The 25252-nt window shown below is 61.6% G+C and carries 24 protein-coding genes; 7 read left to right on the top strand and 17 right to left on the bottom strand.

Annotated elements, in window-relative coordinates; all coding sequences use genetic code 11:
* Nucleotides 1-12 precede the first annotated feature (12 nt).
* From ACZ9XP_RS03665 to ACZ9XP_RS03690, 6 genes are all read left to right on the top strand, one after another.
* Nucleotides 13-1077: an ABC transporter permease subunit gene (locus tag ACZ9XP_RS03665; RefSeq protein WP_206211231.1), complete on the top strand. Its 1065-nt coding sequence runs from the start codon at nucleotides 13-15 to the stop codon at nucleotides 1075-1077.
* Between the two features lie 3 nt (nucleotides 1078-1080).
* A complete protein-coding gene (locus ACZ9XP_RS03670; RefSeq protein WP_147684604.1) occupies nucleotides 1081-1851 on the top strand; it encodes an ABC transporter ATP-binding protein in 771 nt (256 codons plus the stop codon).
* On the top strand, nucleotides 1848-2558 hold the full coding sequence (locus ACZ9XP_RS03675) for an ABC transporter ATP-binding protein (protein ID WP_147684606.1): 711 nt from the start codon (nucleotides 1848-1850) through the stop codon (nucleotides 2556-2558). Before ACZ9XP_RS03670 ends, ACZ9XP_RS03675 begins: the two co-directional genes overlap by 4 nt.
* Before the next feature lie 109 nt (nucleotides 2559-2667).
* The gene (locus ACZ9XP_RS03680) at nucleotides 2668-3441 is read left to right on the top strand and encodes a YdcF family protein (RefSeq protein ID WP_465188006.1); all 774 of its coding nucleotides are present in this window, start codon (nucleotides 2668-2670) and stop codon (nucleotides 3439-3441) included.
* A gap of 4 nt (nucleotides 3442-3445) precedes the next feature.
* Nucleotides 3446-4198 carry a molybdopterin-binding protein gene (locus ACZ9XP_RS03685; RefSeq protein WP_147684610.1) on the top strand — a complete coding sequence of 251 codons (753 nt, stop codon included), beginning with the start codon at nucleotides 3446-3448 and terminating at the stop codon, nucleotides 4196-4198.
* A gap of 204 nt (nucleotides 4199-4402) precedes the next feature.
* The gene (locus tag ACZ9XP_RS03690) at nucleotides 4403-5041 is read left to right on the top strand and encodes a tetratricopeptide repeat protein (RefSeq protein WP_147684612.1); all 639 of its coding nucleotides are present in this window, start codon (nucleotides 4403-4405) and stop codon (nucleotides 5039-5041) included.
* A 74-nt stretch (nucleotides 5042-5115) separates the two neighbouring features.
* Here ACZ9XP_RS03690 and ACZ9XP_RS03695 read toward each other — a convergent pair whose 3' ends face one another.
* The 15 genes from ACZ9XP_RS03695 to ACZ9XP_RS03765 form a co-directional block, all read right to left on the bottom strand.
* Nucleotides 5116-6861: a DEAD/DEAH box helicase gene (locus ACZ9XP_RS03695; protein ID WP_147684614.1), complete on the bottom strand. Its 1746-nt coding sequence runs from the start codon at nucleotides 6859-6861 to the stop codon at nucleotides 5116-5118.
* Between the two features lie 331 nt (nucleotides 6862-7192).
* Nucleotides 7193-8089: a 3-hydroxyisobutyrate dehydrogenase gene (gene mmsB / locus ACZ9XP_RS03700; RefSeq protein ID WP_465188007.1), complete on the bottom strand. Its 897-nt coding sequence runs from the start codon at nucleotides 8087-8089 to the stop codon at nucleotides 7193-7195.
* 16 nt (nucleotides 8090-8105) lie between these two features.
* Complete coding sequence (locus ACZ9XP_RS03705) at nucleotides 8106-9227, bottom strand: enoyl-CoA hydratase/isomerase family protein (protein WP_465188008.1); 1122 nt, start codon at nucleotides 9225-9227, stop codon at nucleotides 8106-8108.
* A 160-nt stretch (nucleotides 9228-9387) separates the two neighbouring features.
* A complete protein-coding gene (locus ACZ9XP_RS03710) occupies nucleotides 9388-10167 on the bottom strand; it encodes an enoyl-CoA hydratase (protein ID WP_147684620.1) in 780 nt (259 codons plus the stop codon).
* A gap of 88 nt (nucleotides 10168-10255) precedes the next feature.
* A complete protein-coding gene (locus ACZ9XP_RS03715) occupies nucleotides 10256-10606 on the bottom strand; it encodes a hypothetical protein (RefSeq protein WP_465188009.1) in 351 nt (116 codons plus the stop codon).
* A 139-nt stretch (nucleotides 10607-10745) separates the two neighbouring features.
* Complete coding sequence (locus ACZ9XP_RS03720) at nucleotides 10746-11906, bottom strand: acyl-CoA dehydrogenase family protein (protein WP_465188010.1); 1161 nt, start codon at nucleotides 11904-11906, stop codon at nucleotides 10746-10748.
* A 127-nt stretch (nucleotides 11907-12033) separates the two neighbouring features.
* Nucleotides 12034-13533, bottom strand: a complete 1500-nt coding sequence (locus tag ACZ9XP_RS03725; RefSeq protein ID WP_147684628.1) for a CoA-acylating methylmalonate-semialdehyde dehydrogenase — start codon at nucleotides 13531-13533, stop codon at nucleotides 12034-12036.
* Between the two features lie 234 nt (nucleotides 13534-13767).
* Nucleotides 13768-15003, bottom strand: coding sequence for an AMP-binding protein (locus tag ACZ9XP_RS03730; RefSeq protein WP_147684630.1), 1236 nt, complete (start codon nucleotides 15001-15003; stop codon nucleotides 13768-13770).
* Nucleotides 15004-15365: 362 nt separating this feature from the next.
* Nucleotides 15366-16184 carry an ABC transporter ATP-binding protein gene (locus tag ACZ9XP_RS03735; protein WP_147684632.1) on the bottom strand — a complete coding sequence of 273 codons (819 nt, stop codon included), beginning with the start codon at nucleotides 16182-16184 and terminating at the stop codon, nucleotides 15366-15368.
* A gap of 56 nt (nucleotides 16185-16240) precedes the next feature.
* Nucleotides 16241-17548 carry an ABC transporter substrate-binding protein gene (locus tag ACZ9XP_RS03740; RefSeq protein ID WP_147684634.1) on the bottom strand — a complete coding sequence of 436 codons (1308 nt, stop codon included), beginning with the start codon at nucleotides 17546-17548 and terminating at the stop codon, nucleotides 16241-16243.
* A 107-nt stretch (nucleotides 17549-17655) separates the two neighbouring features.
* The gene (locus tag ACZ9XP_RS03745; RefSeq protein WP_147684637.1) at nucleotides 17656-18720 is read right to left on the bottom strand and encodes a branched-chain amino acid ABC transporter permease; all 1065 of its coding nucleotides are present in this window, start codon (nucleotides 18718-18720) and stop codon (nucleotides 17656-17658) included.
* Between the two features lie 3 nt (nucleotides 18721-18723).
* Nucleotides 18724-19611: a branched-chain amino acid ABC transporter permease gene (locus ACZ9XP_RS03750; RefSeq protein WP_147684639.1), complete on the bottom strand. Its 888-nt coding sequence runs from the start codon at nucleotides 19609-19611 to the stop codon at nucleotides 18724-18726.
* Between the two features lie 109 nt (nucleotides 19612-19720).
* The gene (locus ACZ9XP_RS03755) at nucleotides 19721-20509 is read right to left on the bottom strand and encodes an ABC transporter ATP-binding protein (protein ID WP_147684641.1); all 789 of its coding nucleotides are present in this window, start codon (nucleotides 20507-20509) and stop codon (nucleotides 19721-19723) included.
* Complete coding sequence (locus ACZ9XP_RS03760; protein ID WP_465188011.1) at nucleotides 20506-22488, bottom strand: AMP-binding protein; 1983 nt, start codon at nucleotides 22486-22488, stop codon at nucleotides 20506-20508. Before ACZ9XP_RS03760 ends, ACZ9XP_RS03755 begins: the two co-directional genes overlap by 4 nt.
* A 304-nt stretch (nucleotides 22489-22792) precedes the next feature.
* Nucleotides 22793-23641 carry a 3-hydroxybutyryl-CoA dehydrogenase gene (locus tag ACZ9XP_RS03765; RefSeq protein WP_465188012.1) on the bottom strand — a complete coding sequence of 283 codons (849 nt, stop codon included), beginning with the start codon at nucleotides 23639-23641 and terminating at the stop codon, nucleotides 22793-22795.
* 205 nt (nucleotides 23642-23846) lie between these two features.
* Between ACZ9XP_RS03765 and ACZ9XP_RS03770 the strand changes: the two genes are divergently transcribed.
* Nucleotides 23847-24251 (top strand): MerR family transcriptional regulator, encoded by a 405-nt coding sequence (locus ACZ9XP_RS03770; RefSeq protein ID WP_147684648.1) that lies wholly within the window; start codon nucleotides 23847-23849, stop codon nucleotides 24249-24251.
* 113 nt (nucleotides 24252-24364) lie between these two features.
* Here the strand turns inward: ACZ9XP_RS03770 and ACZ9XP_RS03775 are convergent, their stop codons facing one another.
* Nucleotides 24365-24679, bottom strand: coding sequence for an isochorismate lyase (locus tag ACZ9XP_RS03775; protein WP_147684650.1), 315 nt, complete (start codon nucleotides 24677-24679; stop codon nucleotides 24365-24367).
* A gap of 9 nt (nucleotides 24680-24688) precedes the next feature.
* The gene (locus ACZ9XP_RS03780) at nucleotides 24689-25108 is read right to left on the bottom strand and encodes a VOC family protein (RefSeq protein WP_147684652.1); all 420 of its coding nucleotides are present in this window, start codon (nucleotides 25106-25108) and stop codon (nucleotides 24689-24691) included.
* Between the last annotated feature and the right edge of the window lie 144 nt (nucleotides 25109-25252).

Below are 25252 nucleotides of genomic sequence, written 5' to 3' on the forward strand. Positions count from 1 at the left end.
CACGGGGTACGTATGACTATGAATGCCAACAAAAAACTCGGCGTATTCATTGCCTCGGCCATCGTGCTGGCAGTGTTGCCTTTCGTGGTGGGTAGCACCCTGGGTAATTCCTGGGTACGTACCATCGACTTTGCCTTGCTGTACGTGATGCTGGCCCTGGGCCTGAACATCGTGGTGGGCTTTGCCGGCCTGCTGGATCTGGGCTTTATCGCCTTCTACGCCGTGGGTGCCTACACCTTCGCGCTGCTGGGTTCGCCGCACTTTGATATTCACCTGCCGTTCTACATCAGCATTCCGCTGGGTGCGCTGTGTGCGGCCGTGTTCGGTCTGCTGCTGGGTACGCCAGTGCTGAAACTGAAAGGTGACTACCTGGCGATCGTGACCCTGGGTTTCGGCGAGATCATCCGTATCTTCATGAACAACCTGAACGCGCCGATCAACATCACCAACGGCCCGCAGGGTATCAACCTGATCGACCCGATCCAGGTCGGTGGCTTCTCCATGGGTAAAACCATCGACGTAGCCGGCTTTGCGCTGAACCCGGTACACATGTACTACTACCTGTTCCTGGCGCTGACCGTGGGCGTGGTGATCATGGCCTACCGCCTGCAGTACTCCCGTATCGGCCGTGCCTGGGTAGCCATGCGTGAAGACCAGATTGCTGCATCGGCCATGGGTCTGAACATCCGCAATATCAAACTGCTGGCTTTTGCCCTGGGCGCCTTGTCCGGTGGTGTGGCTGGTGGCCTGTTTGCGGCCTTCCAGGGCTTCATTTCGCCGGAATCCTTCGGCCTGCTGGAATCCATCATGATTCTGGCCATGGTAGTACTGGGTGGCATGGGTCATATCCCTGGCGTCATCCTGGGTGCTGTTGTGCTGACCATTGCGCCGGAAATCCTGCGTGATGTGATTGGCCCGCTGCAAATGCACACGTTCGGCCGGATGATTGTGGACCCGGAAAACGCACGTATGCTGCTGTTCGGTCTTGCCATGGTAATCATGATGCTGACCCGCCCAGAAGGCATGTGGCCGTCCAAGCGCCGCAAAGCCGAGTTTGAAGATGCCAAGAAAGGTTAAGCCATGGCTGAAGTTCTGCTGAAAATCGAAGGCATCCACAAACGCTTTGGCGGCCTTCATGCCCTGAATAATGTTGCCCTGCACATTAACAAAGGCGAAATCTACGGTCTGATCGGCCCGAACGGTGCCGGTAAAACCACCATGTTCAACGTGCTGACCGGCCTGTACACCCCGGACGAAGGTACCTTCACCTTCGACGGCAAGGACCTGTTCCGTGCCCCTCCGCACATCGTGGTAGCCGGTGGTATTGCGCGTACTTTCCAGAACATTCGCCTGTTCCACGAGATGACGGCGCTGGAAAACGTGATGGTTGGCCGCCATATCCGCTCCAAGGCGGGTGCATTGGGCGCCATCCTGCGCACCAAGGCGACGCGTGAAGAGGAAGCTGCGATCGAGGCGAAAGCCTGGGAGCTGCTGAAATACGTGGGTATCGACGATGTGGCGCACGAGCGTGCCCGCAACCTGTCGTACGGCCACCAGCGCCGCCTGGAAATCGCCCGCGCGCTGGCCACCGAGCCGAAGCTGCTGGCGCTGGACGAGCCTGCAGCCGGTATGAACCCGAAAGAAACCGAAGACCTGAAGACGCTGATGGAGAAGATCCGCAACGACGGTGTCACCGTTCTGCTGATCGAACACGACGTGAAGCTGATGATGGGCCTGTGCGACCGTATTGCCGTGCTCGACTACGGCAAGAAAATCGCCGAAGGCGTGCCGGAAGTGGTGCGCAAGGATCCTAAAGTCATTGAAGCTTACCTTGGAGCGGCACACTCATGAGTCTCTTGGAAGTCAAAAACCTGCAAGTGTCCTACGGCGGTATCCAGGCCGTACGTGGCATCGATTTTCACATCAACAAGGGCGAGCTGGTAACGCTGATCGGTGCCAACGGCGCCGGTAAGACCACCACGCTGAAGACCTTGGTGGGCATGGTGAAAAAGTCCGGTGGCACCATCCATTTCGATGGCAAGGAAACCGACAACATCGCCTCGTTCAACTTTGTGCGTAATGGCTTGGTGATGGTGCCGGAAGGTCGCGGTATCTTTGGCAAGCTGACGGTGGAAGAAAACCTGCAAATGGGTGGCTATCATCGTAACGACAAAGATGGCATCCAGCGTGATATCGAGCGTGGCTACGAGCTGTTTCCGCGCCTGAAAGAGCGCCAGAAGCAGCTGGCCGGCACCTTGTCCGGTGGCGAGCAGCAAATGGTAGCGATGGCGCGTGCCATCATTTCCCAGCCCAAGCTGCTGTTGCTGGACGAGCCTTCCATGGGCCTGGCGCCGCTGATCGTGGAAAAGATCTTCGAGATCATCCAGATGGTGGCCAAAGAGGGCGTGACCATGCTGCTGGTAGAGCAGAATGCCAAGCTGGCCCTGGAAGTGTCTCAGCGTGGCTACGTGATGGAAAGCGGCCGCATCACCATGAGCGGCCCGGCACAAGAGCTGCTGGCCGACGAGCGCGTACGTAACGCCTACTTGGGCGAATAAGCCAGCTCATCGCCTGACCAACCCCCTGTCCTGTGGCAGGGGGTTTTTCTTTGTGCTCGCGCCGGCCTGCCAGCTATCATGCTGCTGCCCATAAGCTATGGAAACCGTCATGACCGCACAAACCGATAGCATGGTGCTGTTGCACCTGCTGCTGGGCTCGCTGATGCTGCCCCCGCTCAACTATCTGCTGCTGGCCGTGGCCGGCTGGCTGCTGCAGCGCCACCGGCCACGGCTGGGGCGCAGCCTGATATGGGCTGCCGGCTTATCTGCTTATCTGCTTAGCTTGCCGGTGACCGCCATGTGGCTTAACCGCTGGCTGGAGCGCTACCCGCCGCTGGCGCCAGCCGATGCCCGCCAGGCGCAGGCCATCGTGATTCTGGGCGGCGGGCAGCGCCCCGCACCGGAGTATGCGGCCAACGTGCTCTCGGGGGCGGCCAACCAGCGTGTACAGTACGGCGCCTGGTTGGCGCGCCAGACCGGCCTGCCGATTCTGGTCAGCGGTGGCTCGCCGCTGGGTGGCGAGCCGGAAGCGGTGGTGATGGCGCGTGTACTGCAGCAGAGTTATGGCCTTGGCGTGCGCTGGCAAGAAGGCGCATCGCGTACCACACTCGAAAACGCCCGCTATAGCCAGGCACTGTTAACCAAAGACGGCATACAGCGCATCGTGCTGGTGACCCAGGCCTGGCATATGCCCAGGGCGCTGCCTTTCTTTACTGCGCAAGGTTTACAGGTGTTGCCTGCTTCTACGGGCTATAGCCGTTACGATGGGCAGGGCCTGGTGCACTGGCTACCTAGCGGTAATGCCATGCAAGAGTGCCATCAGGCGCTGCGCGAGGTTGTTGGAATGTTGTACTATACAATACGTCAACAATTAGGAAGCTAAAACCATGAAAACCGGTGCACTGATTATTGGGGACGAGCTGCTGTCCGGCAAACGCCAGGATAAGCATATGCAGTCGTTGATTCGCATGTTGGCCGCACGCGGCATGAAGCTGGCGTGGGCGGAATACCTGGGCGACGACCCGGCACGCATCGAAGCCGCGCTGCGCCGCGCGGTTGCCAGTGGCGACCTGGTGTTCAGCTTTGGCGGCATCGGGGCCACCCCGGACGACCACACCCGCGCCTGTGCCGCGGCGGCGCTGGGCGAGCCGCTGGCTGTTCACCCCGAGGCGCGCGCCTTGATAGAAGGGCGCTTTGGCGACGAAGCCTACCCGCACCGCATCCATATGGGTACCTTTCCTGCCAGCGCCAGCATCATCCCCAATCCGGTTAACCAGATTCCCGGCTTCAGCTGTGGCCATGTGCACTTTGTGCCGGGCTTCCCCAAAATGGCCTGGCCCATGGTGGAGTGGGTGCTGGATACCCATTACCGCCAGCTATTCAGCGACACGCCAGACGTAGAGCGCGGCTGCATTGCGCTGGATGCGCGCGAAGGCGACCTTATCAGCCTGATGCAGGACTTTGTGGCGCGCTACCCGGCGCTGCGGCTATCCAGCCTGCCCAGCTTCGGTAACGAGCGCATTGCCCAGATGCACATCGAATTCGGCTTTACCGGCCAGCCGGCGCTGGTTGACATTGCGCTCTCTGAATGGCAAAAGGCACTACAAGCCAAGGGCTATACCATCCAGCCCAAGGCTTGAGTGCACGCCCTCACAAGGTTGGCCGCGCCACTGCGGCCAACCTTGTGACCTGTAATAGGCGGCCTGCGGCTATCCGGTGTGGCCAAGCGCCGTAGCAAGTACAGCGCATGGCTTGTCATGGCATTATGCATTTTGCAATAATGCTTTCCCCAGCCAGCCAGCCTTTGGGTCAGCCAGCCAGTAACTTGCTACCAAGGATGGACCATGTCTCCGCACCATACCGCCTGCCGTTTAGCCGCTGCCACTCTGTTTTGCCTGCTCGCGACCAGTTATGCCCGCGCCACCGAGCCGGTGGACGTCACCGTCAAACAAGCCCATCAACTGTTGGAGCAGGGCAAGCCCCAGGCGGCTTTGCCTTTGCTTGACGCAGTGCTGGCTAGCCAGCCACAGCACGCAGCCGCCCGTTTCAACCGTGGCCAGATCTGGCTGGGGCAAGGCCGCGTCGATGCGGCGTTGGCGGATCTTGACCAGGCCATTGCCAGCGCACCTGGCAATGCACGCTATCTGGGCGCACGTTGTGTGGCGCGTGTACAGGCAGGCCAAGCCGAAGCCGGTTTGGCGGATTGTGCTGCTGCGCTGGCACAGCCCGGCAATGCGGCCAACGCCTTGGTCGCGCGCGGCCAGGCTAGGCTGTGGCTGAAGCGTGACGCCGAGGCGCTGGCCGATTTTGATGCTGCCTTGCAAGCCAGCCCGCAACATATGCGGGCGCTGTACGGCAAGGGCGTGGCATTAACCCGACTGGGGGCGCTGCTGCGCCAGCAAGCGCTGCAAGCGCTGCCGGGTGCCGACCGCGATTATCGCGATCCGGCCTTGGCCGTGTCGCTGTCGGATCAACCGGCCTGACCCTGACAAAGCTGGCATGAAAAAGCCCCGACTCGCCATGGCGAGTCGGGGCTTTCGCGTAGTGCTGCCGGTGCTTACGGCTTGCGCTTGGGCGCGCTGAACAGCGCGGCCTGCTGCTGGCGTGGCTTGCCGCCTTGGCCCTGGCGTGCACCGCCTTGGCCTTGGCCGCGCGGCTGTTGCTGCATGCCGCTGTTTTGCTGGCGCGGTGGCTTGCGGCCGGTGAGCGTGCCCATGCTCAGCTCGTGCATGGTGAGGGTAGGCTGGCGCGGGCCGTCGTCATGGAAGAAGTTACCGTTTGGCTCGCCTTGCGGTTTGCGCGGTTTCTCCTGGCGTGGCTGGCGCGGCTTGTCACCCGCAGCTCTCGGCTGTTGCTGGCTGTCGCTGCGCGGCTTGCCGCCGTTGCTGTTGCGGCGGGCGTCGCCGTTCTGGCCGCGTGCTGGCTGGGCTGGCTTGTCGCCTGCCGGTTTGGCCGTGCGCGGTGCGCGTTTTTCTTGTACTTCACCGCCCTCGCGCTGTGCTGGTTTGGCTTGGCGTGGTTTGCCACCCTGGCCCTGGCGTGCGCCCTGGCCGCCGCGACGGTTATTGCCGCTGCTGCCGCCTTTCGGGGTGCTGGTGGGGGTCAGTGCGCCGTGAATGTAGCGGCCCAGGCCGATTTCGATGGCTTGCGGCTCTGCGTTCGGGTCGGCTTCAAAGCCGGGAACGGTAAAGCGTTCCACGGTTTGCTTGGTCAGCTTCTCGATATCGCGCAGGAAGCCCAGCTCGTCTACGCAGACCAGCGAAATGGCTTCGCCCACGCAGCCGGCTCGGCCGGTACGGCCGATGCGGTGTACGTAGTCTTCCGGCACATTGGGCAGCTCGTAGTTCACCACGTGTGGCAGCTCTTCGATATCCAGGCCGCGGGCGGCGATATCGGTGGCGACCAGGACTGGCAGGCTGCCGTCCTTGAAGCCGGCCAGCGCCTTGGTACGGGCGCCCTGGCTCTTGTTGCCGTGGATGGCCATGCTGGCGATGCCGGCTTTTTCCAGCTTCTCGGCCAGGCGGTTGGCGCCGTGTTTGGTGCGGGTGAATACCAGCACCTGGTGCCAGTCGCCACCTTTGATCATGCTGATCAGCAGCTCGGTTTTACGGTCGCGGTCGACCAGGTGCACCTTCTGGGTGATCTGGGCGTTGGTCTGGTTCGGGCGGGCCACCTCTACCAGCTTGGGCTGGTTCAGCAGCTTGTCGGCCAGCGTCTTGATCTCGTTGGAGAACGTGGCAGAGAACAGCAGGTTCTGACGTTGCTGCGGCAGCAGGGCCAGCACTTTCTTGATGTCGTGGATAAAGCCCATGTCCAGCATACGGTCGGCTTCGTCCAGTACCAGGATTTCTACGCCGGACAGGTCGACGGTTTTCTGGCCAGCGTGGTCCAGCAGGCGACCCGGTGTGGCTACCAGGATATCCACCGGCTTGCGCAGGGCGGCGATCTGCGGGTTGATGCCCACACCGCCAAACATCACCATGGATTTCAGCGGCAGGTATTTGCCGTACTCGCGCACGGATTCTTCAACCTGTGCTGCCAGCTCGCGGGTAGGGGTCAGCACCAGGGCGCGCGGGCGGCCTTTCTGTTTGGCCGGGGCATCCATCAGGCGGTGCAGCAGTGGCAGGGTAAAACCGGCGGTTTTACCGGTACCGGTCTGAGCTGCGGCCAGCAGGTCGCCACCCAGCAGTACCTGGGGGATGGCTTGCGCCTGGATCGGGGTAGGGGTGGTGTAACCGGTGTCGGCCACGGCGCGCAGTAGCGGCTCGGCCAGACCCAGTGCAGCAAAAGTCAGTTCGGACATTTATTGTGCAATCAGGATGTCTGCCCATTGCAATGACAATACCAATCCGGGCGGACAAAACATTAGTTCATGGAGTGGGCCGGCAGGCTGCCTGGCCAAAGAGATAGTCGCGTTGATTGGTGGGGACGCGAAGCAGTAAGTTTACATTGAATAGCGACGCTGTGCTGGTAAACCGGCTTACTTTATAGAAAATATCCATAATGCAAGCCGCCCCGTGCGGCGGGGCGGTGGTAGACGGCAGGCTGGTGCGGGGCGCTGCTCTGGCGGGGCAGGGCGGGCTCAGCGCGCCACGGGTGCCATGTCGTGGTCTGGCACCCGTGGCGGCATGGTCTTAGCGTGTGCTGTCTGGGGCGAAGTGCTGCACGATGCTGGAAAAATCCAGCTTGCCCTGGCCAGCGGCCACGTGCGACTCAAACAGCTGCTGCGCCAGGCTGCCCATGGGGTTGGCCGCCTGGCTCTGGCTGGCGGTTTCACTGGCCAGGCGGAGGTCTTTCAGCATCAGCTCGCTCATGAAGCCACCGCTGTAGCCACGGCTGGCAGGGGCGGCTTCCATCACGCCCGGCCAGGGGTTGTAGCGGTCCAGCACCCAGTTGCTGCCGGAGCTTTTACTCATGATGTCCGACAGTACCGCCGGGTCCAGCCCGTTTTGTACGCCCAGCGCCAGCGCCTCGGCGGTGCCGGCCATCAGGATGCCCAGCAGCATGTTGTTGCACACCTTGGCGGTTTGGCCGGCACCCGCGCTACCAGCGTGGAACAGGTTTTTGCCCATGCTGGCCAGCAGCGGCCGCGCGGCGTCTACGTTGGCCGCATCGCCGCCAATCATGAAGGTCAGCGTGCCGGCTGCTGCCCCTGCGGTACCGCCGGAGACCGGCGCGTCCAGAAAGCGCAGCCCGGCGCTGGCGGCAGCGTCTGCCACGCCGCGGGCGGTATGCGCGGCGATGGTGCTGCAGTCGATCACCAGCGTGCCTGCTGGCAGGCGGGCAAACAGGCCGCCTTCGCCCAGGTACAGGCTTTCCACGTGCTGGCCGGCGGGCAGCATGGAGATGACAACCTCGGCGCCGTCTACTGCCTGCAGCACACTGTTGGCAGGGCGGCCGCCGGCGGCAGCAAATTGTTCCAGCGCCTGTGGCGACAGGTCAAAACCATTCACGGCATGGCCCGCCTTGACCAGGTTGGCCGCCATCGGGCCGCCCATATTGCCCAGGCCGATAAATGCGATATGTGTCATGTTGTGTGTCCTTTGCTCAGGCCAGCGCGGCCAGTGGGTGGTCGGCTGCACGCCAGGGTTGGGTAAAGTGGGCAGCCACGATATGGCTGTCTACGTCGGCCAGTGTGGGGCGGGCCCATTTGGGCTGGCGGTCTTTGTCTACCAGCAGGGCGCGTACACCTTCGCGGAATTCCGGCCCGGCGCAGAAGTTGAGCGACAGCGCCAGCTCCATGCGGAATACCTCGGCCAGTGACTGGTGGCGGGCGCGGCGATAGATGTCCCACGTCACGGCCGCGCTGGTGGGGCAGCCCGCAGCATAGGTTTTGGCTGCAGCAGCCAGCCAGGGGTCTTCGTAAGCGGTATTGCGCAGTGCCAGGTCTACCGCCTGGAGCGACCCTTTGTTCATCAAGGCATGGATGGCTGGCAGGTTGCGCTGTAGCGCGCTGTCGGCCAGCGTGTCGGCATTCAGGTTTTCCAGCTCGCCCAGCAGCGCGGTAAGGCGGGCATGGTTGGCCGCCGCGTCGGTTTGCCAGTGGCTGGCGGCCATGGCCGCCAGCAGGGTATCCCAGCCGTTTTGCGGCAGGATATGGTCAGCCAGGTTGGCCAGCAGTGCGTCGCGGGCGTTGATCGGTGCGCCGGTCAGGCCCAGAAACAGGCCACTTTTGGCGGGCATGCGCTGCAGAAACCAGCTGCCGGCCACGTCCGGGTACAGGCCGATGGTGATCTCGGGCATGGCGATGCGCGTACTGGCCGTGGCCACGCGGTGGCTGGCGCCGGCCATCAGGCCCAGGCCGCCACCCATCACGATACCGCTGCCCCATACCAGCAGCGGCTTCTGGTAGGTGTGGATGCGGTAGTCCAGCGCGTATTCGCGGGTAAAGAAGTCTTCCGCCACCGCGTTGGGGTAGCTATTGTCGGCCAGCAGCGCGTCGCGCAGCGCACGTACGTCGCCACCCGCGCAGAAAGCCTTGTCGCCTGCGCCGCGCAGCAATACGGCGGCGATGCCGTCGTCGGCGCCCCAGATCGACAGCCGCGCGTCCAGCAGGCGGATCATGTCCAGGTTCAGCGCATTGAGCGCCTTTTCCGCGTTGAGCGTGGCCACCCCCAGGCGCATGCCGCTGGTGGTGGCGATTTCGTCAAACAGCACGATGTCGTTCATGGTGTTCCTTGATGATGGCGATAGGTCGATGCAACAACAGTCCTGCCACGAAAACCACCAAACAGGTCTTTGCATGCCTCAGGGTTTTCACGGTCTGCCAACGGTAGCCGGGTTGATTTTACTGTCGTGCTTTTCGTGTTTTTCGTGGCCAAAATAGTCATCAGGCGTTTTTCCACACCGGTGCGCGCTTTTCCAGGAAGGCGTTCACACCCTCACGCTGGTCTTCGCTATCGAATAGCTGGATGAACAGCTCGCGCTCGTGGATAAGGTTGGCCGCAGGCGGTGCGTAGCGGGCGCGCTGTACCAGCGTCTTGCAGGCACTAACCGCTACCGGCGACTGGCGGCCCACCTTGTCGGCCAGCGCCAGCGCCGCGTCACGGGCAGCGCCCCTAGGCACCACGTCTTCTACCAGGCCGATACGCAGTGCGGTGGCGGCATCTACGCGCTCGCCACACAGAATCATGCGTTTGGCCCAGCCTTCGCCCACCAGCCACGGCAGGTTTTGCGTGCCGCCGGCGCAGGGCAGCAGGCCCACGGCAGCTTCTGGCAGTGCCATCTGCGCCTGCTCTTCGGCAATGCGGATGTCGCAGGCCAGCGCGCACTCCAGCCCGCCGCCCATGGCGTAGCCGTTGATAGCGGCAATGCTCACGCCACGAAAGCCCGACAGCGCCTCGAATGCCGCACCAAATGCCTGGCTGGCGCTGGCAGCATGGCCTTTGTCGCCGTCGGCAAACTGTTTCAGGTCGGCCCCGGCACTAAAGAATTTTTCGCCTTCCCCGGTGATCACCAGTGCGTAGATGCTGCGGTCGGCATTCAGGTCGGCTACCAGCTGCTGTAGCGCCTGCAGGCTGTCCAGCGTCCAGGTATTGGCCGGCGGGTTGGCAATGGTGACCAGCGCGGTGTGACCGAGTTTTTCTACCGTGAGGTTGGTGTAGTGCATGGTGTGGTGTCCTGTTGGTTGGTCACGAAAGACGGTTCATTCGGGATGTCTGTCGTGTGCTTTTGTACTGGGTAGTGTGTTGGCAGCGTTAGTCAGTTTTTTGCCACGAATCCCACGAAAAAACACGAAAAGGTTCGAGTCCTGGTCCTGCTGTGTGCTCGGTGGCGAACAAGGCTGCGTTTGCTTTTTTGCCACTGAATACACCGAAGGCACGGAAAAAGCTGGGCAGCTGTGGTGTGATCTGGTTGTGCCGATGCGGGCTATCCTCGTCATTTTTCGTGCTTTTCGTGTGCTTTCGTGGCCAGTCTGCTTTAGCTTTTAGCCTCTGCACGGTATCTGCTTGTTGGCCACGAACCCCACGAAAAAACACGAAAAGGTTCGAGTTCTGGGCCTGCTGTGTGCTCGGTGGCGAACAAGGCTGCGTTTGCTTTTTTGCCACGGAATACACCGGAGGCACGGAAAAAGCCGCGCAGCTGTGGTGTGATCTGGTCGTGCCGATGCGGGCTATCCTCGTCATTTTTCGTGCTTTTCGTGTGCTTTCGTGGCCAATCTGCCTTTGCCTTTGCCTTTAGCGCTTGCTAGCGCAGGCTGTCCAGCGCGCCATCCTGTAACAGCCGACGTGCGGTGATGACGCGCATGATTTCGTTGGTGCCTTCCAGTATCTGATGTACGCGGTTGTCGCGCACGTAGCGCTCCAGCGGGTATTCCTTGATATATCCATAACCGCCAAACAGTTGCAGCGCTTCGTTGGTCACCTTGAAGCCGGTGTCGGTGGCCAGGCGTTTGGCCATGGCGCAGTAGGCGGTGGCGTCGGGGCTGGCGTTGTCCAGCTGCCAGGCGGCCAGGCGTACCATCTGGCGGGCGGCAATCAGCTCGCAGGCCATGTCCGCCAGGCGGAACTGCACGCTTTGCAGCTGGGCCAGTGGCTGGCCAAACTGCTGGCGCTCCTGCACGTAGCGGGTGGCCGCTTCCAGTGCTGCTTGCGCGGTGCCCACCGAGCAGGTGGCAATATTGATGCGGCCGCCGTCCAGCCCTTTCATGGCAAAGGTAAAGCCCTGGCCTTCTTGCCCCAGCAGGTTGGCCACCGGTACGCGCACATTGTCGAAGGTGATGGTGCGCGTGGGCTGGCTGTTCCAGCCCATTTTCTTTTCTTTCTTGCCGTAGTGAATGCCCGGCAGGTCGGCCGGTACCACCAGCGCCGAAATGCCCTTGGCGCCGGCGCCGCCGGTCCGTGCCATCACCACCAAGACATCAGTGCTACCGGCGCCGCTGATGAAGGCTTTGCTGCCGTTCAGTACGTAGTCGTCGCCGTCGCGTTCGGCGCGGGTGCGCAGGTTGGCCGCATCGGACCCGGCACCCGGCTCGGTCAGGCAGTAGCTGCCGAACTTGTGGCCGGCCGCTAGCGCCGGTGCCCATGCGGCAGCTACGTCGGGGTGGGCGAAGCTGCCTATCATCCAGCTCACCATATTGTGGATGGTGAGGTAGGCGGTGGTGCTGGTGCAGCCGCCGGACAGCGCTTCGAAAATGATGGCGGCGTCCAGCCGCGACAGGCCCAGCCCACCGTATTCGGCGGGGGTGTACAGGCCGCAAAAGCCCATTTCGCCGGCGCGGCGCAGTACGTCCAGCGGGAAGATTTCCTGCTCGTCCCAGTGCGCGGCATGCGGTGCCAGCTCGCAGCGGGCAAACTCGCGGGCGCTGTCCTGAAAGGCCAGCTGTTCGTCGCTGAGTGCAAAGTCCATGAAGAATCCTTTGTCGAATTGGCCGGGTGGGTGCTGATAGCTTTGTTGTCAACCACGAAACGCACGCCAGGCGGGGCGGTGGTGTATCCGCTTTTATGCGTTTCGTGGTTTGCGTGGCTACACGGGCCTATTTCAGCGAAATGGTGGTCTGCACCTTGCCACTGCTGGCCTCGTCGTCAAACCAGCGGCTGGTGACGGTTTTGGTCTGGGTATAGAACAGCACGACCTGTTTGCCGTAGGGGCCCAGATCGCCCAGTTTGGAGGCGCGCGAGCCGGTAAAGCTGAACAGCGGCACCGGCACCGGAATGGGTACGTTGATGCCGACCTGGCCTACGTCGATGTCTTCCTGGAAGCGCCGCGCCACTGCGCCGCTCTGGGTGAAGATGGCAGTGCCGTTGCCATTGGGGTTGGCGTTGATCAGCTCAATGGCGTCGTCCAGCGTATCGGCGGCCATCAGACACAACACCGGTCCGAAAATTTCTTGCTCGTACACGCTCATGCCGGGCTTCACACCGCTAAAGATGGTAGGGCCGACAAAGTTGCCTGCCGGGTAGCCGGCTACGCTGACATTGCGGCCGTCCAGCGCCAGGGTGGCGCCGTCGGCTACACCGCGCTCGATCAGGCCGTGGATGCGTTCGCGGGCGCTGCAGCTGATGACCGGGCCCAGGTCCGGGTTGTCGATACCGGCGCCCACGCGCAGGCTTTGCGCCTTGGCCACCAGATCGGGCAGCCACTGCTGCGCTTCGCCCACCAAGATGGCCACGCTCAGCGCCATGCAGCGCTGGCCTGCGGCACCGAAGGCGGCACCGGTGAGCTGGTTCAGCGCTTGTTCTTTGTTAGCATCGGGCATCACTACGGCGTGGTTTTTGGCGCCCATCATGCACTGCACGCGTTTGCCGGCCAGGCTGGCGCGGTTGTAGACGTGGGTGCCCACACGGGTGGAGCCGACAAAGCTGATGGCCTTGATATCCGGGTGATCGCACAGTGCGTTCACCACGTCCGGGCCGCCGTGTACCACGTTCAGCACGCCTGGCGGTATGCCGGCTTCAAGAGCCAGCTCGACCAGGCGCATGGTCACCAGCGGGTCTTGCTCCGATGGCTTCAGCACGAAGGTGTTGCCGGTGGCGATGGCCATCGGGAACATCCAGAGCGGGATCATGGCAGGGAAGTTGAATGGGGTAATGCCGGCGCACACGCCCAGCGGCTGCATGACGGTATAGGTATCCACGCTGCCAGCCACGTTTTCGGCGTATTCGCCCAGCTGCAGCGTGCCAATATTGGCCGCATGCTCGACGACCTCCAGGCCACGGAAGATATCGCCCTCGGCGTCAGCCAGGGTTTTGCCCTGTTCGGCGGTGAGCAGGGCGGCCAGCTCTTTCATGTTGTCGCGGATCAGCTGCTGCAGCTTCAGGAAGATACGGGCGCGGGTGCCGATGGGCGTTTTCTTCCAGCGCTTGAAGGCGGTTTTGCCGGCAGCAATGGCGGCGGCCACTTCGTCGGCAGTGGCCATGGGGACGCGTGCCAGCACTTCCTGGGTGGCAGGGTTCACGATATCGCGCCATTCGGTGGTGCGGGATTCGACAAACTCGCCGCCGATGAGCAGCTTGACGGTGGGCAGGTGCGACATGGGTGTTCTCCTGTGGTGGCCGTTTGAGTACGGTTTAGTGTACGTTAACGTAAACGTCAATTTGCATTAAATTAAAGCAAGTGCTTGGTTTTTTCCATCCTGCATGTTGGCCGAACGCGGAAAACACTGTTCTTGTGGCGGTAGTGGTACAGGCTTGGGTGATGCTACCTGTCGGGCTCAGGCCGGGCAGGTAGCGGGTCGGGTGTGACTGGGGTAATGGCCCCGGGCAAGCGCCTAGGCCAGGCTGCGTTCGTCGGCAATGATCTTGCCGTCGTTGGGCAGGCTGCCTGGCGTACACAGGGTCACTTCGCCGCGTAGCTTGGTGAGCTCGCGTAGCGAGGCGGCAATGCTGTCGGCCAGGTTTGCGTCGTGCGGGCCAGGGTGTTCGGCGTGCAGCGTCATGCAGTCCAGGTGGTTGTGTTGCTGTATCACCAGCCGTACGCGCCCCAGCGCGGGGTGCCGTGCTGCGACGGCGTGTACCTGCTCGGGGTGGACAAACATGCCTTTCACTTTGGCACTTTGGTCGGCACGGCCCAGCCAGCCCTGGATGCGCACATTGCTGCGCCCGCAGGGCGAAGGGCCTGGCAGGGTGGCGGACAGGTCGCCGGTGGCAAAGCGGATCAGCGGGTACGCGGTATTGAAGCTGGTGACGACGACTTCACCGACCTCGCCATCGGCTACCGGGGTGCCACTGCCGGGGCTGACCAGCTCCAGCAAGATGTCTTCCTCTACTACCATGCCGCTGCCGGGGGCGCTTTCATAGGCGATCAAGCCCAGGTCGGCGGTGGCATAGCACTGGTACACGCTAATGCCGCGCCCGGCAAACCAGCTGCGCAGGCTGGCGGGCAATGCTTCGCCGCTAACCAGGGCTTTGTGTAGCCGGGGCAGGGCGATGCCCAGCTCGTCGGCTTTTTCCAGTATCAGTTTCAGGAACGATGGCGTGCCGGTGTAGCCGCTGGCGCCCAGGTCACGCATGGCCTGTACTTGCAGCTCGGTTTGCCCGGTGCCGCCGGGAAAGACGGCGCAGCCTAGCGCGCGGGCGCCAGCGTCCATCATCCAGCCGCCGGGGGTGAAGTGGTAGGAAAAGCCGTTATGTACCACATCGCCCGGGCGGAAGCCGGCGGCGTGCAGCGCGCGGCTCATGCGCCAGCTGTCGGCCTCGTGGCCTTGTGGTTCGTATAGCGGCCCGGGCGAGGCAAACAGCCGGGCGGCCTGGCCGGGCAGTACGGCAGCAAAGCCGCCAAACGGCGGGCTGGCCTGCTGCGCGGCTAACAGTGCGGACTTGCGTGTGAGCGGCAAGGTGGCCAGCGCCGCCAGGCTGGTGATGCGCTCGCAGTCGATATCGGCCAGCAGGCTGGCGTAGGCCGGGCTGTGGGTTTTGGCGTGCGCCAGCTGGGCCGGCAGGCGTGCCAGTAATGCAGCCAGCCGGTCGCTGTGGGCGCGGGTTTCCAGTGCGTCGAGATGGGGCATGGTGGCGGTTTCCTGGTTGATGGATGCGTAGTGGCCGTCGCGGCAGCTATTTCTGGCCACGAAATCCACGAAAAAGCACGAACAAAAGCCAGCCCCGGGTGTCACCAGGTCGCGTAATGCAACTCATGCATGGAGCGGGAATGACGCTGCTGCAGAGGGGCTCGGCATGAAGCCATACATGCTTGATGTCATTCATGCTTCGACAGGCACCCCACGGACGGCATCCGGCAGCTGCCCGCTTCGCCAGTGCCGCGCGAGGCTTGCCAGCGATACGCGCATGGCGTTCTTGGTTTGCTGGGCCTTTTTCGTGTCTTTCGTGTTTTTTGTGGCAAAAGAGTAGCCGTTGCTGCCGTGGCAAAAAATCACGCCAGCCAGCGTTTGCGGCGGCGGTAGTGTTTGACATCGCGGAAGCTCTTGCGGCCTTCGCCACCCAGGCCCAGGTAAAACTCTTTGACGTCTTCGTTGCTGCGCAGCTCTTCGGCGCTGCCGTCCATCACTACGCGGCCGTTTTCCAGGATGTAACCGTAGTGGGCGTATTTCAGCGCCACATTGGTGTTCTGTTCGGCCAGTAGAAAGCTGACGCCCTCTTTTTCGTTGAGCTCGCGCACGATTTCGAAAATCTCTTCCACAATCTGCGGTGCCAGCCCCATGGATGGTTCGTCCAGCAGAATCATGCGTGGGTCGGCCATCATGGCGCGGCCGATGGCCACCATCTGCTGTTCGCCGCCGCTGGTGTAACCTGCCTGGCTTTGGCGGCGGGTTTTCAGGCGCGGGAAGTAGTGGTAAATGCGCTCCAGTGCCAGCTTGATTTCACTGCGGCTGATGCTGCGGGTGTAGGCGCCGGTCAGCAGGTTTTCTTCTACGGTGAGGTGGCCAAAGCAGTGGCGGCCTTCCATCACCTGCACCACGCCCTGGCGCACCAGTTGGTCTGGCGTCAGCGCATCGATACGTTGGCCGCGAAAAGCGATGCTGCCTTTGGTAATGTCCCCACGCTCGGAGCGCAGCAGGGTGGAAATGGCTTTCAGGGTGGTGCTTTTGCCGGCGCCATTGGCACCCAGCAGGGCCACGATCTGGCCTTCCGGTACGTCTAGCGAGACGCCTTTGAGTACCAGAATCACGTGGTTGTAAATGACTTCGATATTGTTGACCGACAGCAGGTAAGGGCTAGACGTAGTGTGCATGGCAGGGCTCCATCCGTGGCCGGGGCGTGGTGCCCCGGCCGGCTTGTGTGCAGTGCTTATTTCTCGGCGTTGCAGTCGCGCAGGGTGATGCCTTTTTCCTGCACGTATTTTTCAACCGAGGCCTTGATCAGGGGTAGGGTGACGCTGGTGTCGGCCTTGATCCAGCCCGACACCGGCTTCCAGTCTTTGCCGTCCCACTGCATGAAGCGGGTGTAGCCGCTGCCTTCGTGGTTCTGGCAGCTGGTACGCACTTGCGGGAACATGTCGGTCACCCCCAATGCCTGCTGACGTTTGGCATCGATATTGATGTTTTCCATACCCCAGCGGATCTGGTCGCCGGTCAGGGTCTTGGCGCCGTATTTTTTCTGCGCGGCGCGAATGGCTTCCACCATCAGGATGCCGCTGACCACACCACGGTTGTAGTTCACGGTGCCGATGAAACCCTTGTCCGACAGGTTGCCCTTGCCAGCGCCGTACACCACTTTTTCGATGTCCTGGATCACCGGGAACTGCTTGCCGTCCAAAGCAAAGCTGCCGGCGATATAGCCTTTGGCTGCCTCGCCTGCGGCGATGGCGTCTTCTTCCGAGCCGCCCCACCAGTTGGAGACGATCTGCTCACGCGGGTAGCCTACTTTCTGTGCCGACTTCAAGGCGGCCGGTGTCATGACGCCCCAGCTGCGCAGTACCACGAAGTCTGGCCGCTCGCGGCGAATATCCAGCCACTGCGATTGTTGCTCGGTGCCGGGGGCCGGTACCTCGATATGCTTCAGCTCGAAGCCGTGTTTTTGGGCCATGGCGTCCAGTACCGGGATGGTTTCCTTGCCGTAAGCCGAGCCGTGGTACAGGTTGACGATTTTCTTGCCGCGCAGTTTATCCATGCCACCCAGACGCTGGCCGATGAACTGGATCTTGGCCGTGGCCTGGCTCCAGTAGCTGGTAATCAGCGGGAAGGTGTATTTGAAGGCACGGCCATCCTGGGCGTCGGCGCGGCCAAAGCCCATGGTCATCAGCGGGATTTTGTCCTTGTCGGCACGGTCCATCACCGCGTAGGTAATGCCGGTGGACATGAAGTTGAAGGCACTGGCGCCACCGTTTTTGGCCTTCAGCCGTTCGTAGCACTCTACGCCACGGTCGTTTTTGTATTCGGTTTCACACTCTTCGTAGGTCAGCTTCACCCCGCCCACACCGCCTTCTTTCATGTTGACGTAGTTCAGGTAGTCGATCATGCCGCCGTAGAACTTGGCGCCACCGGAGGCGTAGGGGCCGACGCGGTAGCTGGGAATCGGAATGAACTGGTCTGCGGCCAGGGCGCTACCGGCGATGGTGGCCAGTACCAAGGATGCGGCGATGATGGTCTGTTTCATGGTTCTCTCTCCAGGTCTTGTTGTACTGCTGTGTTGTGGCTGGCTTGCGGCCAACCTTTGTCATCCGGTTTGCCGCCCTGCCTGTGGGCTGGGCGGCGGGGTATGGCTTAGTGCGGGAACGGCCAAACGCGCAGTTTTTCCTTGGTGATCTGCCACAGCCGTGCCAGGCCGTGCGGTTCAACGATCAGGAAGAAAATGATCAGGCCGCCGAACAGCATCATTTCCAGGTTGGCCAGAAACTGTGTGCTGATAGCCCCGTGAAATACCTGGCCGATGAGGTTCAGGCCGATGGGTAGCAGCACGATGAAAGCAGCCCCCAGGAACGAGCCCAGAATGCTGCCCACGCCACCAATGATGATCATGAACAGGATCTGGAAAGAGCGGTGCAGGTCGAAGGCCTGGGCATCCACCGTACCCAGCAGTACAAAGGCGTACAGTGCGCCGGCCACACCGCAGTAGAACGAGCTGATGGCAAAGGCCAGCAGTTTGGTGCGCAGCATGGGGATGCCGATGACCTCGGCGGCCACATCCATGTCACGTACTGCCATCCAGGCGCGGCCGATGCTGGCGCGGGCCATGTTTTTGGCAGCCAGCGCCATGAAGGCCACGATGGACAGCGTCAGCAGGTATTTGCTGGCCGGGGTGTCGATGGGGTAGCCAAAGATCTGCATGGCCGGTGCACTGATCACGCCAGAGCTACTGTTGTTGCTGAACCAGCCGAACTTGGTGAACACCCATTCGATGAAGAACTGTGCGGCCAGCGTCGCCACGGCCAGGTAAAAGCCCTTGATGCGCAGCGATGGCAAGCCAAAGGCCACGCCCACCAGCGCAGCACACAAACCGCCCAGAAACAGTGCTACCAGCAAAGGCATGCCGGGCAGGCGCACCATGAAGTTGTAAGTGGCAAAAGCCCCTACCGCCATGAACGCTGCCGAGCCCAGCGATAGCTGGCCGGCGTAGCCGGTGAGGATGTTCAGCCCCAGCGCGGCCAGGGACAGGATCAGGAAAGGGATGAGAATGCCGGACAGCAGGTAATCACTGGCCAGGCCTGGTATGGCCACAAAAGACAAGGCCAGCAAGGCGGCGATGAACACCCGGTCCTGCGCGATGGTAAAGATGGCAGAGTCTGCCGCGTAGCTGCTCTTGAACTGCCCCGATTCACGGTAGAACATGGTTTACACCCTCTCGATGTGTTTTTCGCCGAACAGGCCTTCCGGGCGTACCAGCAGGAACAGCAATGCCAGCATGTACGGGAACCAGTTTTCGATGCCGCCAGACAGGAAAGGCCCCAGATAGACCTCGGCCAGCTTTTCGCCCGCCCCGATGATCAGGCCGCCGACGATGGCGCCCGGTACCGAGGTAAACCCCCCCAGGATCAGCACCGGCAGCGCCTTCAGCACCACCAGGGTCAGTGCAAACTGCACCCCCAGGCGCGAGCCCCACAGCAGGCCGGCTACCAGTGCCACAAAGCCTGCCACCCCCCAGACGATGGCCCAGATGTGCTTGAGGGGAATGCCCACCGACATGGCGGCCTGGTGATCGTCTGCCACGGCGCGGAGCGCCCGGCCCAGCTTGGTTTTGCTGAAGAACAGGGCCAGCGTGGCCACCAGGGTGCCGCACACGGCAGCGGCAAACAGGTCGAACTTGGAAATGAACACGCCAGCTACATCAAACGGCTCATCGGCAATGCCCAGCTCCAGGCCGTGAACGTCGGTACCCCACACCATTTGCGCCAGGCCCTCCAGAAAGAAGGACAGCCCGATGGTGGCCATGAACAGGGTAATGGGCGGCTGGTTGACCAGCGGGCGCAGCACCACCCGCTCAATACCCACCCCCAGCAACACCATCAGCACCAGGGTGAGTAGCAGCGCCAGCCAGAACGGTACCCCCATGGCCTGGATGGAAACGAAAGACAGCGCAGCAAACAGCACCATCGCGCCCTGGGCAAAGTTGAATACGCCGGACGCCTTGTAAATCAGCACAAAACCCAGCGCCACCAGCGAATACATCACACCGGCGAGCAGGCCGCCCACCAGCACCTCCAGAAAAAACTGCCATTCCATGACTTGCTCCTTTCATGCTTGCGGCCAACTTTGCATGCCTTTGTTCTTGCTTCGGGCAAGGCGAGGGCGTCCGTGCCTCGCGGGCACGGGCAGGCTGCAAGCTGTGGGGTTAGTGGCTGCCGCCCAGGTAGGCGGCAATAACGTCCGGGTTTACGCGGATTTCATCCGGTGTGCCGTCGCCGATTTTCTTGCCGTAATCCAGCACCACGATACGGTCGGAGATGTCCATCACCACGCCCATGTCGTGCTCGATCAGGACGATGGTGGTACCGAATTCGTCGTTCACATCCAGGATAAAGCGGCACATGTCCTGCTTTTCTTCCACGTTCATGCCGGCCATCGGTTCATCCAGCAAGAGCATGGTGGGTTCGGCCGCCAGCGCGCGTGCCAGCTCTACGCGCTTTTGCAGGCCATAGGGCAGGCGGCCTACCGGGGTTTTGCGGATGTGCTGGATCTCCAGAAAATCGATGATCTTTTCCACATAGGCACGCTGGGCAATTTCCTCGCGCTGGGCGCGGCCCCAGTACAGGGCTTGCTGGATAAAGTTGGCGCGCATTTTCAGGTTACGCCCGGTCATGATGTTGTCCAGCACGCTCATGCCCTTGAACAGCGCAATGTTCTGGAAGGTACGGGCAATCCCTTGGCGGGCAGCTTCGTGCGGGCGCATGCGGTCGCGTGTTTTGCCGCGGTACACTACATGGCCTTGCTGCGGGTGGTAGACGCCGTTGATCACGTTCAGCATGGAGCTTTTGCCGGCACCATTGGGCCCGATGATGGACAGAATCTCGTGTTCGCGTACTTCCAGGCTGATATTGGACAGGGCTTTCACGCCGCCGAAGGATAGCGAGATGGCCTCGGCCTGCAGGATAACGTCGCCGATTTTGCGGTGCTGGGTCATGCGGCCTCCGAGGTAATGGCAGGGTAGGTCTTGGCGTCACGAATCTGCAGCGTGGCGCGCAGGTTGCCGCTGCGGCCATCTTCGAATTTCACCACGGTGTCGATGCTGCATGCCTGGCTGCCGTCGTACAGTGCCTCGATCAGCGGGGCGTAGCGTTCAGCAATGAACTTGCGCCGCACCTTGCGGGTGCGGGTGAGCTCGCCGTCGTCGGCATCCAGCTCCTTGTGCAGGATCAGGAAGCGCTTGATCTGGCTGCCGTGCAGCTTGGGGTCGCGCGCCAGGTCGGCATTCATTTTTTCTATGCACTCGCGGATCAGCTCGTATACCGGTGTCTGGCCGGCCAGGTCGGTGTAGCCGGTGTAGGGCAGGCCGCGCTTTTCGGCCCAGTTGCCTACCGCGGTGAGGTCGATATTGATGAAGGCGGTGGTGTAATCCCGGCCATCGCCAAACGCCACCACTTCCTTGATGTGCTGGAAGAACTTGAGCTTGTTTTCCAGGTATTTGGGGGCAAACAGGCTGCCGTCGGTCAGCCGGCCTACGTCTTTGGCGCGGTCGATGATTTTCAGCTGGCCATCTTCATCGAAGTAACCTGCATCACCGCTGTACACCCAGCCTTCGGCGTTACGGGTTTCATTGGTCGCATCCGGGCGCTTCCAGTAGCTGTGAAAGGTACCTGGGCCGCGGAACAGCACCTCGCCGTTATCGGCAATTTTCACCTCTACCCCCGGCACCGGTACGCCTACCGTGTCCGGTTTCACCTTGTCGTTGGGGTGTACGCATACCATCACGTAGGCTTCGGTCTGGCCGTAGAGCTGCTTGATGTTCACACCGATGGCGCGGTAGAAGTCGAACAGCTCGGGGCCGATGGCTTCACCGGCGGTGTAGGCCAGTTTCAGGCGGGTGAACCCGAGCACGTTTTTGACCGGGCCGTACACCAGGTACTCGCCCAGTTTGTAGCCCACGCGGTCCCAGAAACCTACCGGTTTGCCTTCCAGAATATCGGTGCCCACACGGCGGGCATGGTTCATGAAGTAGTGGAACAGCCAGTATTTGAAGCGGCCGGCGTCTTCCATGCGGATCATTACCTGGGTCAGCAGGTTTTCATACACGCGTGGCGGGGCAAAATAGTAGCTGGGGCCGATCTCCCGCATGTCGGTCATCACGGTATCGCTGCTTTCCGGGCACGATACGCAAAAGCCGACGACCAGTGACTGGGCGTAGGAAAACAGGTTGTCGCCCACCCAGGCCATGGGCAGGTAGGCCAGCACTTCTTCGTGCTCGGTCAGGCCTTCCAGCTTGGCCGCATTGCGCGCGGTAATGATCATGCTGTCGTAGGTGTGCAGCACGCCTTTGGGGTTGCCGGTGGTGCCGCTGGTGTACAGCATGATGGCCGGGTCGCTGCCACGGCCCATGTCTACCATGCTCTGGAAAAACAGCGGGTGTTCGTCGTGGTGAATACGCCCGGCACCCAGGATCTCGGCCATGTCATAGACGCCATCGTGCTGGTAGTGGCGCATGCCGCGCGGGTCGTCGTATACGATGGCTTGCAGGTCGGGCAGGCGATCTCGGATTTCCAGCAGCTTGTCTACTTGTTCCTGGTCTTCTACTACCGCCATGCTGACTTCGGCGTCGGACAGCACAAATACCATTTCTTCTGCCGCGGCATCCTGATAGAGCGGTACGGGTACACCACCCATGCATTGTGCCGCCATGATGGCCATGTACAAGCGCGGGCGGTTGTCGCCTATCACGGCCAGGCGGTCGCCTCGTTTGAAGCCTTTGGCGGCCAGGCCCAGTGCCAGCGCGCGCACTTCTATCGCGACTTCGTCCCAGTTCCAGGTTTGCCATATGCCCAGGTCTTTTTCACGCATGGCCGGGCGAGCGCTGCGCTCTCTGGCATGAGCCTGCAGCAGCTTGGGAAAGGTGTCGGCCACACTTTCTTGCGTCTGGGCAGGTCGTAGGAATTCAGGCTTTGCCATCTCTCTGTGTCTCCTGTGTTCTTGTGTTGGCCGCATGGGCAGCCGAGATACAACCGGCCCTCTGGTGGGGCTTTGCATGGGTGATACGGTAAACCGGAACGTATGGGGTGGCAGCGGGGGTGGGCTGCGCGAATGGTGCAAGGCTTTTGGCCTTGTCGTTGACGTAAACGTCAACTCGGTGTGTGTAAGCTAAAGCAAGCGCTCAGTTTTATGCAACGGGATTACAATAAGATGGGGTGATGTTGCGCTGCCGCATGTGGCAGTTACGTCACAACATGTCTGCTGCTGTGACGTAAGTTGATGATTAATAGTGGTAAAAACCCTTTCCGCTCTTGCGGCCCAGGTGGCCGGCGGCAACCAGCTGCACCAGCAACGGGCAGGCGCGGTATTTGGAGTCGCGGAACTCGCGGTGCAAAATATCCATGATGGAAAGGCAGGTATCCAGGCCTATCAGGTCTGCCAGTGCCAGTGGTCCGATAGGGTGGTTCATGCCCAGCTTCATCACGGTATCGATGTCTTCGGCGGTGGCCAGGTTTTCATACAGCACAAAAGCGGCCTCGTTGATCATGGGCATCAGCACGCGGTTGGAGACAAAGCCTGCACCGTCCTTGACTGTGACTGGTGTTTTGCCCAGCTCCAGGCTCAAAGCGTGAATGCGCGCATGGGTGTCGTCGCTGGTTTGCAAGGCGCGGATGATTTCTACCAGCTGCATTACCGGTACCGGGTTCATGAAGTGCATGCCGATAACGCGCTCTGGGGAGGTGACCCAGGCAGCGATAGTGGTTAGCGAGATGGAGGAGGTATTGGATGCCAGAATGGTGCTGGCAGGTACCACACTGGCGAGCTCGCGGAAAATCTTTTCCTTGATCTGCGCATTTTCTGTCGCTGCTTCAACCACCAGCTCGCAGGCTGCCAGGTCGGCAAGCCGGGTGCTGCCGCGGATGCGTGACACAATCAGTACGGCTTCGTTGTCGGTGAGCGTCCCCTTTTTTACCAGGCGGCTCAGGCTGTTACTGATGGCCGCCAGGCCGCGGTCCAGGGCGCTTTGGGATACATCGGTCATGATCACGTCAAAGCCAGCCTGGGCAAATGTCTGGGCAATGCCATTGCCCATGGTGCCGGCGCCAACGACGCCTACGGTGCGAGAAGTCATTACGGGTCTCCTGTTTGCGGAACGAAACGGTTGGGAATAAGTTCCAGTTTACGTTAACGTAATCTATGCTGTCATCAGGCATGCAGCGCTTGTTTCTGTTTGTAGCGGCTGCTACACCCGGCGTGCCTGTGTTGCGTTGCCGTATTACAATTGCGCGTCGCTTCATTAGCGCCCACCCACTGCAGTGACCGAACCAGGAGACGTCGTGACTGCCGCAGCAGACCGCACATTCAGCATTTCCGAGCTGGCACAGGAGTTTGATGTAACGACCCGTGCCATCCGCTTTTACGAGTCGGAAGGCCTGCTCACGCCCGAACGTCAGGGCCAGCGCCGTATCTACTCGCGCCGCGACCGCGTGCGCCTGATGTTGACCCTGCGCGGTAAGCGCATCGGTTTGTCGCTGCTGGAAATCCGCGAGCTATTCGAGCTGTACGATGCGGCCAACAATGACGAGCCACAGCTCACCAAATTTGTCGATATCCTCAGCCGCCGCGAGCAGCAACTCACGCAGCAGATGCAGGATATCCAGCTGGTGTTGCGCGAGATCGGCCAGCTGAAGGCGCAGTGCGAGCACTGGATGGAAAAGCGCAGCGGCGGGCTGCCGGAATAGGTCGGCCCGTTTTGGCCGGGCAAGCAAGCAAAAAGCCGCAGCGGGTGCTGCGGCTTTTTGCTTGCTTGCCCGCCAGTGTGTGGGCGGCAAGGCTGGCTTAGGGTGGTGGCAGCTCAAGTTTGCTGTTGCCGCCAATGTTGCATCTCTTCCTCGATGAAGTGATTCACCAGGTCTGTGAACAGGCGTTCGATAGCGTCTGCGCTGAGGCCCTCTTGCTCAGCCCACTGTCGCCGTTGTGCCAGCATGGCCTTGAAGCGCGCCGGTGCGCGCACTGCGGTGGCCGATGTTTTGAATTTTGCTGCGGCAAGCACGTATGTGTAACGCTGGCCGATAAGGCGGATGACTGCCTGGTCAAGCAGGTCTATCTCCGCGCGGATGTCATCCATGCTGCTGCATTGCGCTGCTGAGCGTTTGTTCCTGATGTGCATGCGGTCTCTTTACTGGCTATTCGATGGGGTGGTCTGCTCTTCGGCTGCATGGCACGCCACACACAGCTTATTGCCATCCGGGTCGCGGAAGTAGGCGCCGTAATAATGCGGGTGATAGTGTGGGCGCAGGCCTGGTGCGCCTTCGCAGCGTCCGCCGTGTTGCAAGGCGGCTTGGTGGGCGGCGTCTACCTGGCTGCGCGTGGTGGCCAGCAGGGCAATGGTCTGGCCGTTGCCGGGGGTGGCTGCGGCGCCGTCGAGCGGTTTGCCGATCAGTAGTAGCGGCCGCGGACCAGGCTCGCTTTGCCAGCCTGCCCACGGTCGTGACGGGTCGCAAAAGCGCTCGCGGACGCCCAGCACTTGCATCAGCGGGCGGTAGAAGGCGAGGGCGCGGTCGAAGTCGTTGATGCCGATGCAGAGGTGCGAAAACATGGTGTCTCCTGTGTGTGGGCTGCTTGCTTGGCCAGGTCGTACTGGGCCGCCAGCGCGGTGGCGGTTTGTCTGGCAGCTGGGCGAAGGTGTCGTTGTGTTGCATGATGATGCCATGTGGTCTGCGGTGTCTACGCCACAGCATGG

The organism is Vogesella perlucida (assembly GCF_979366545.1).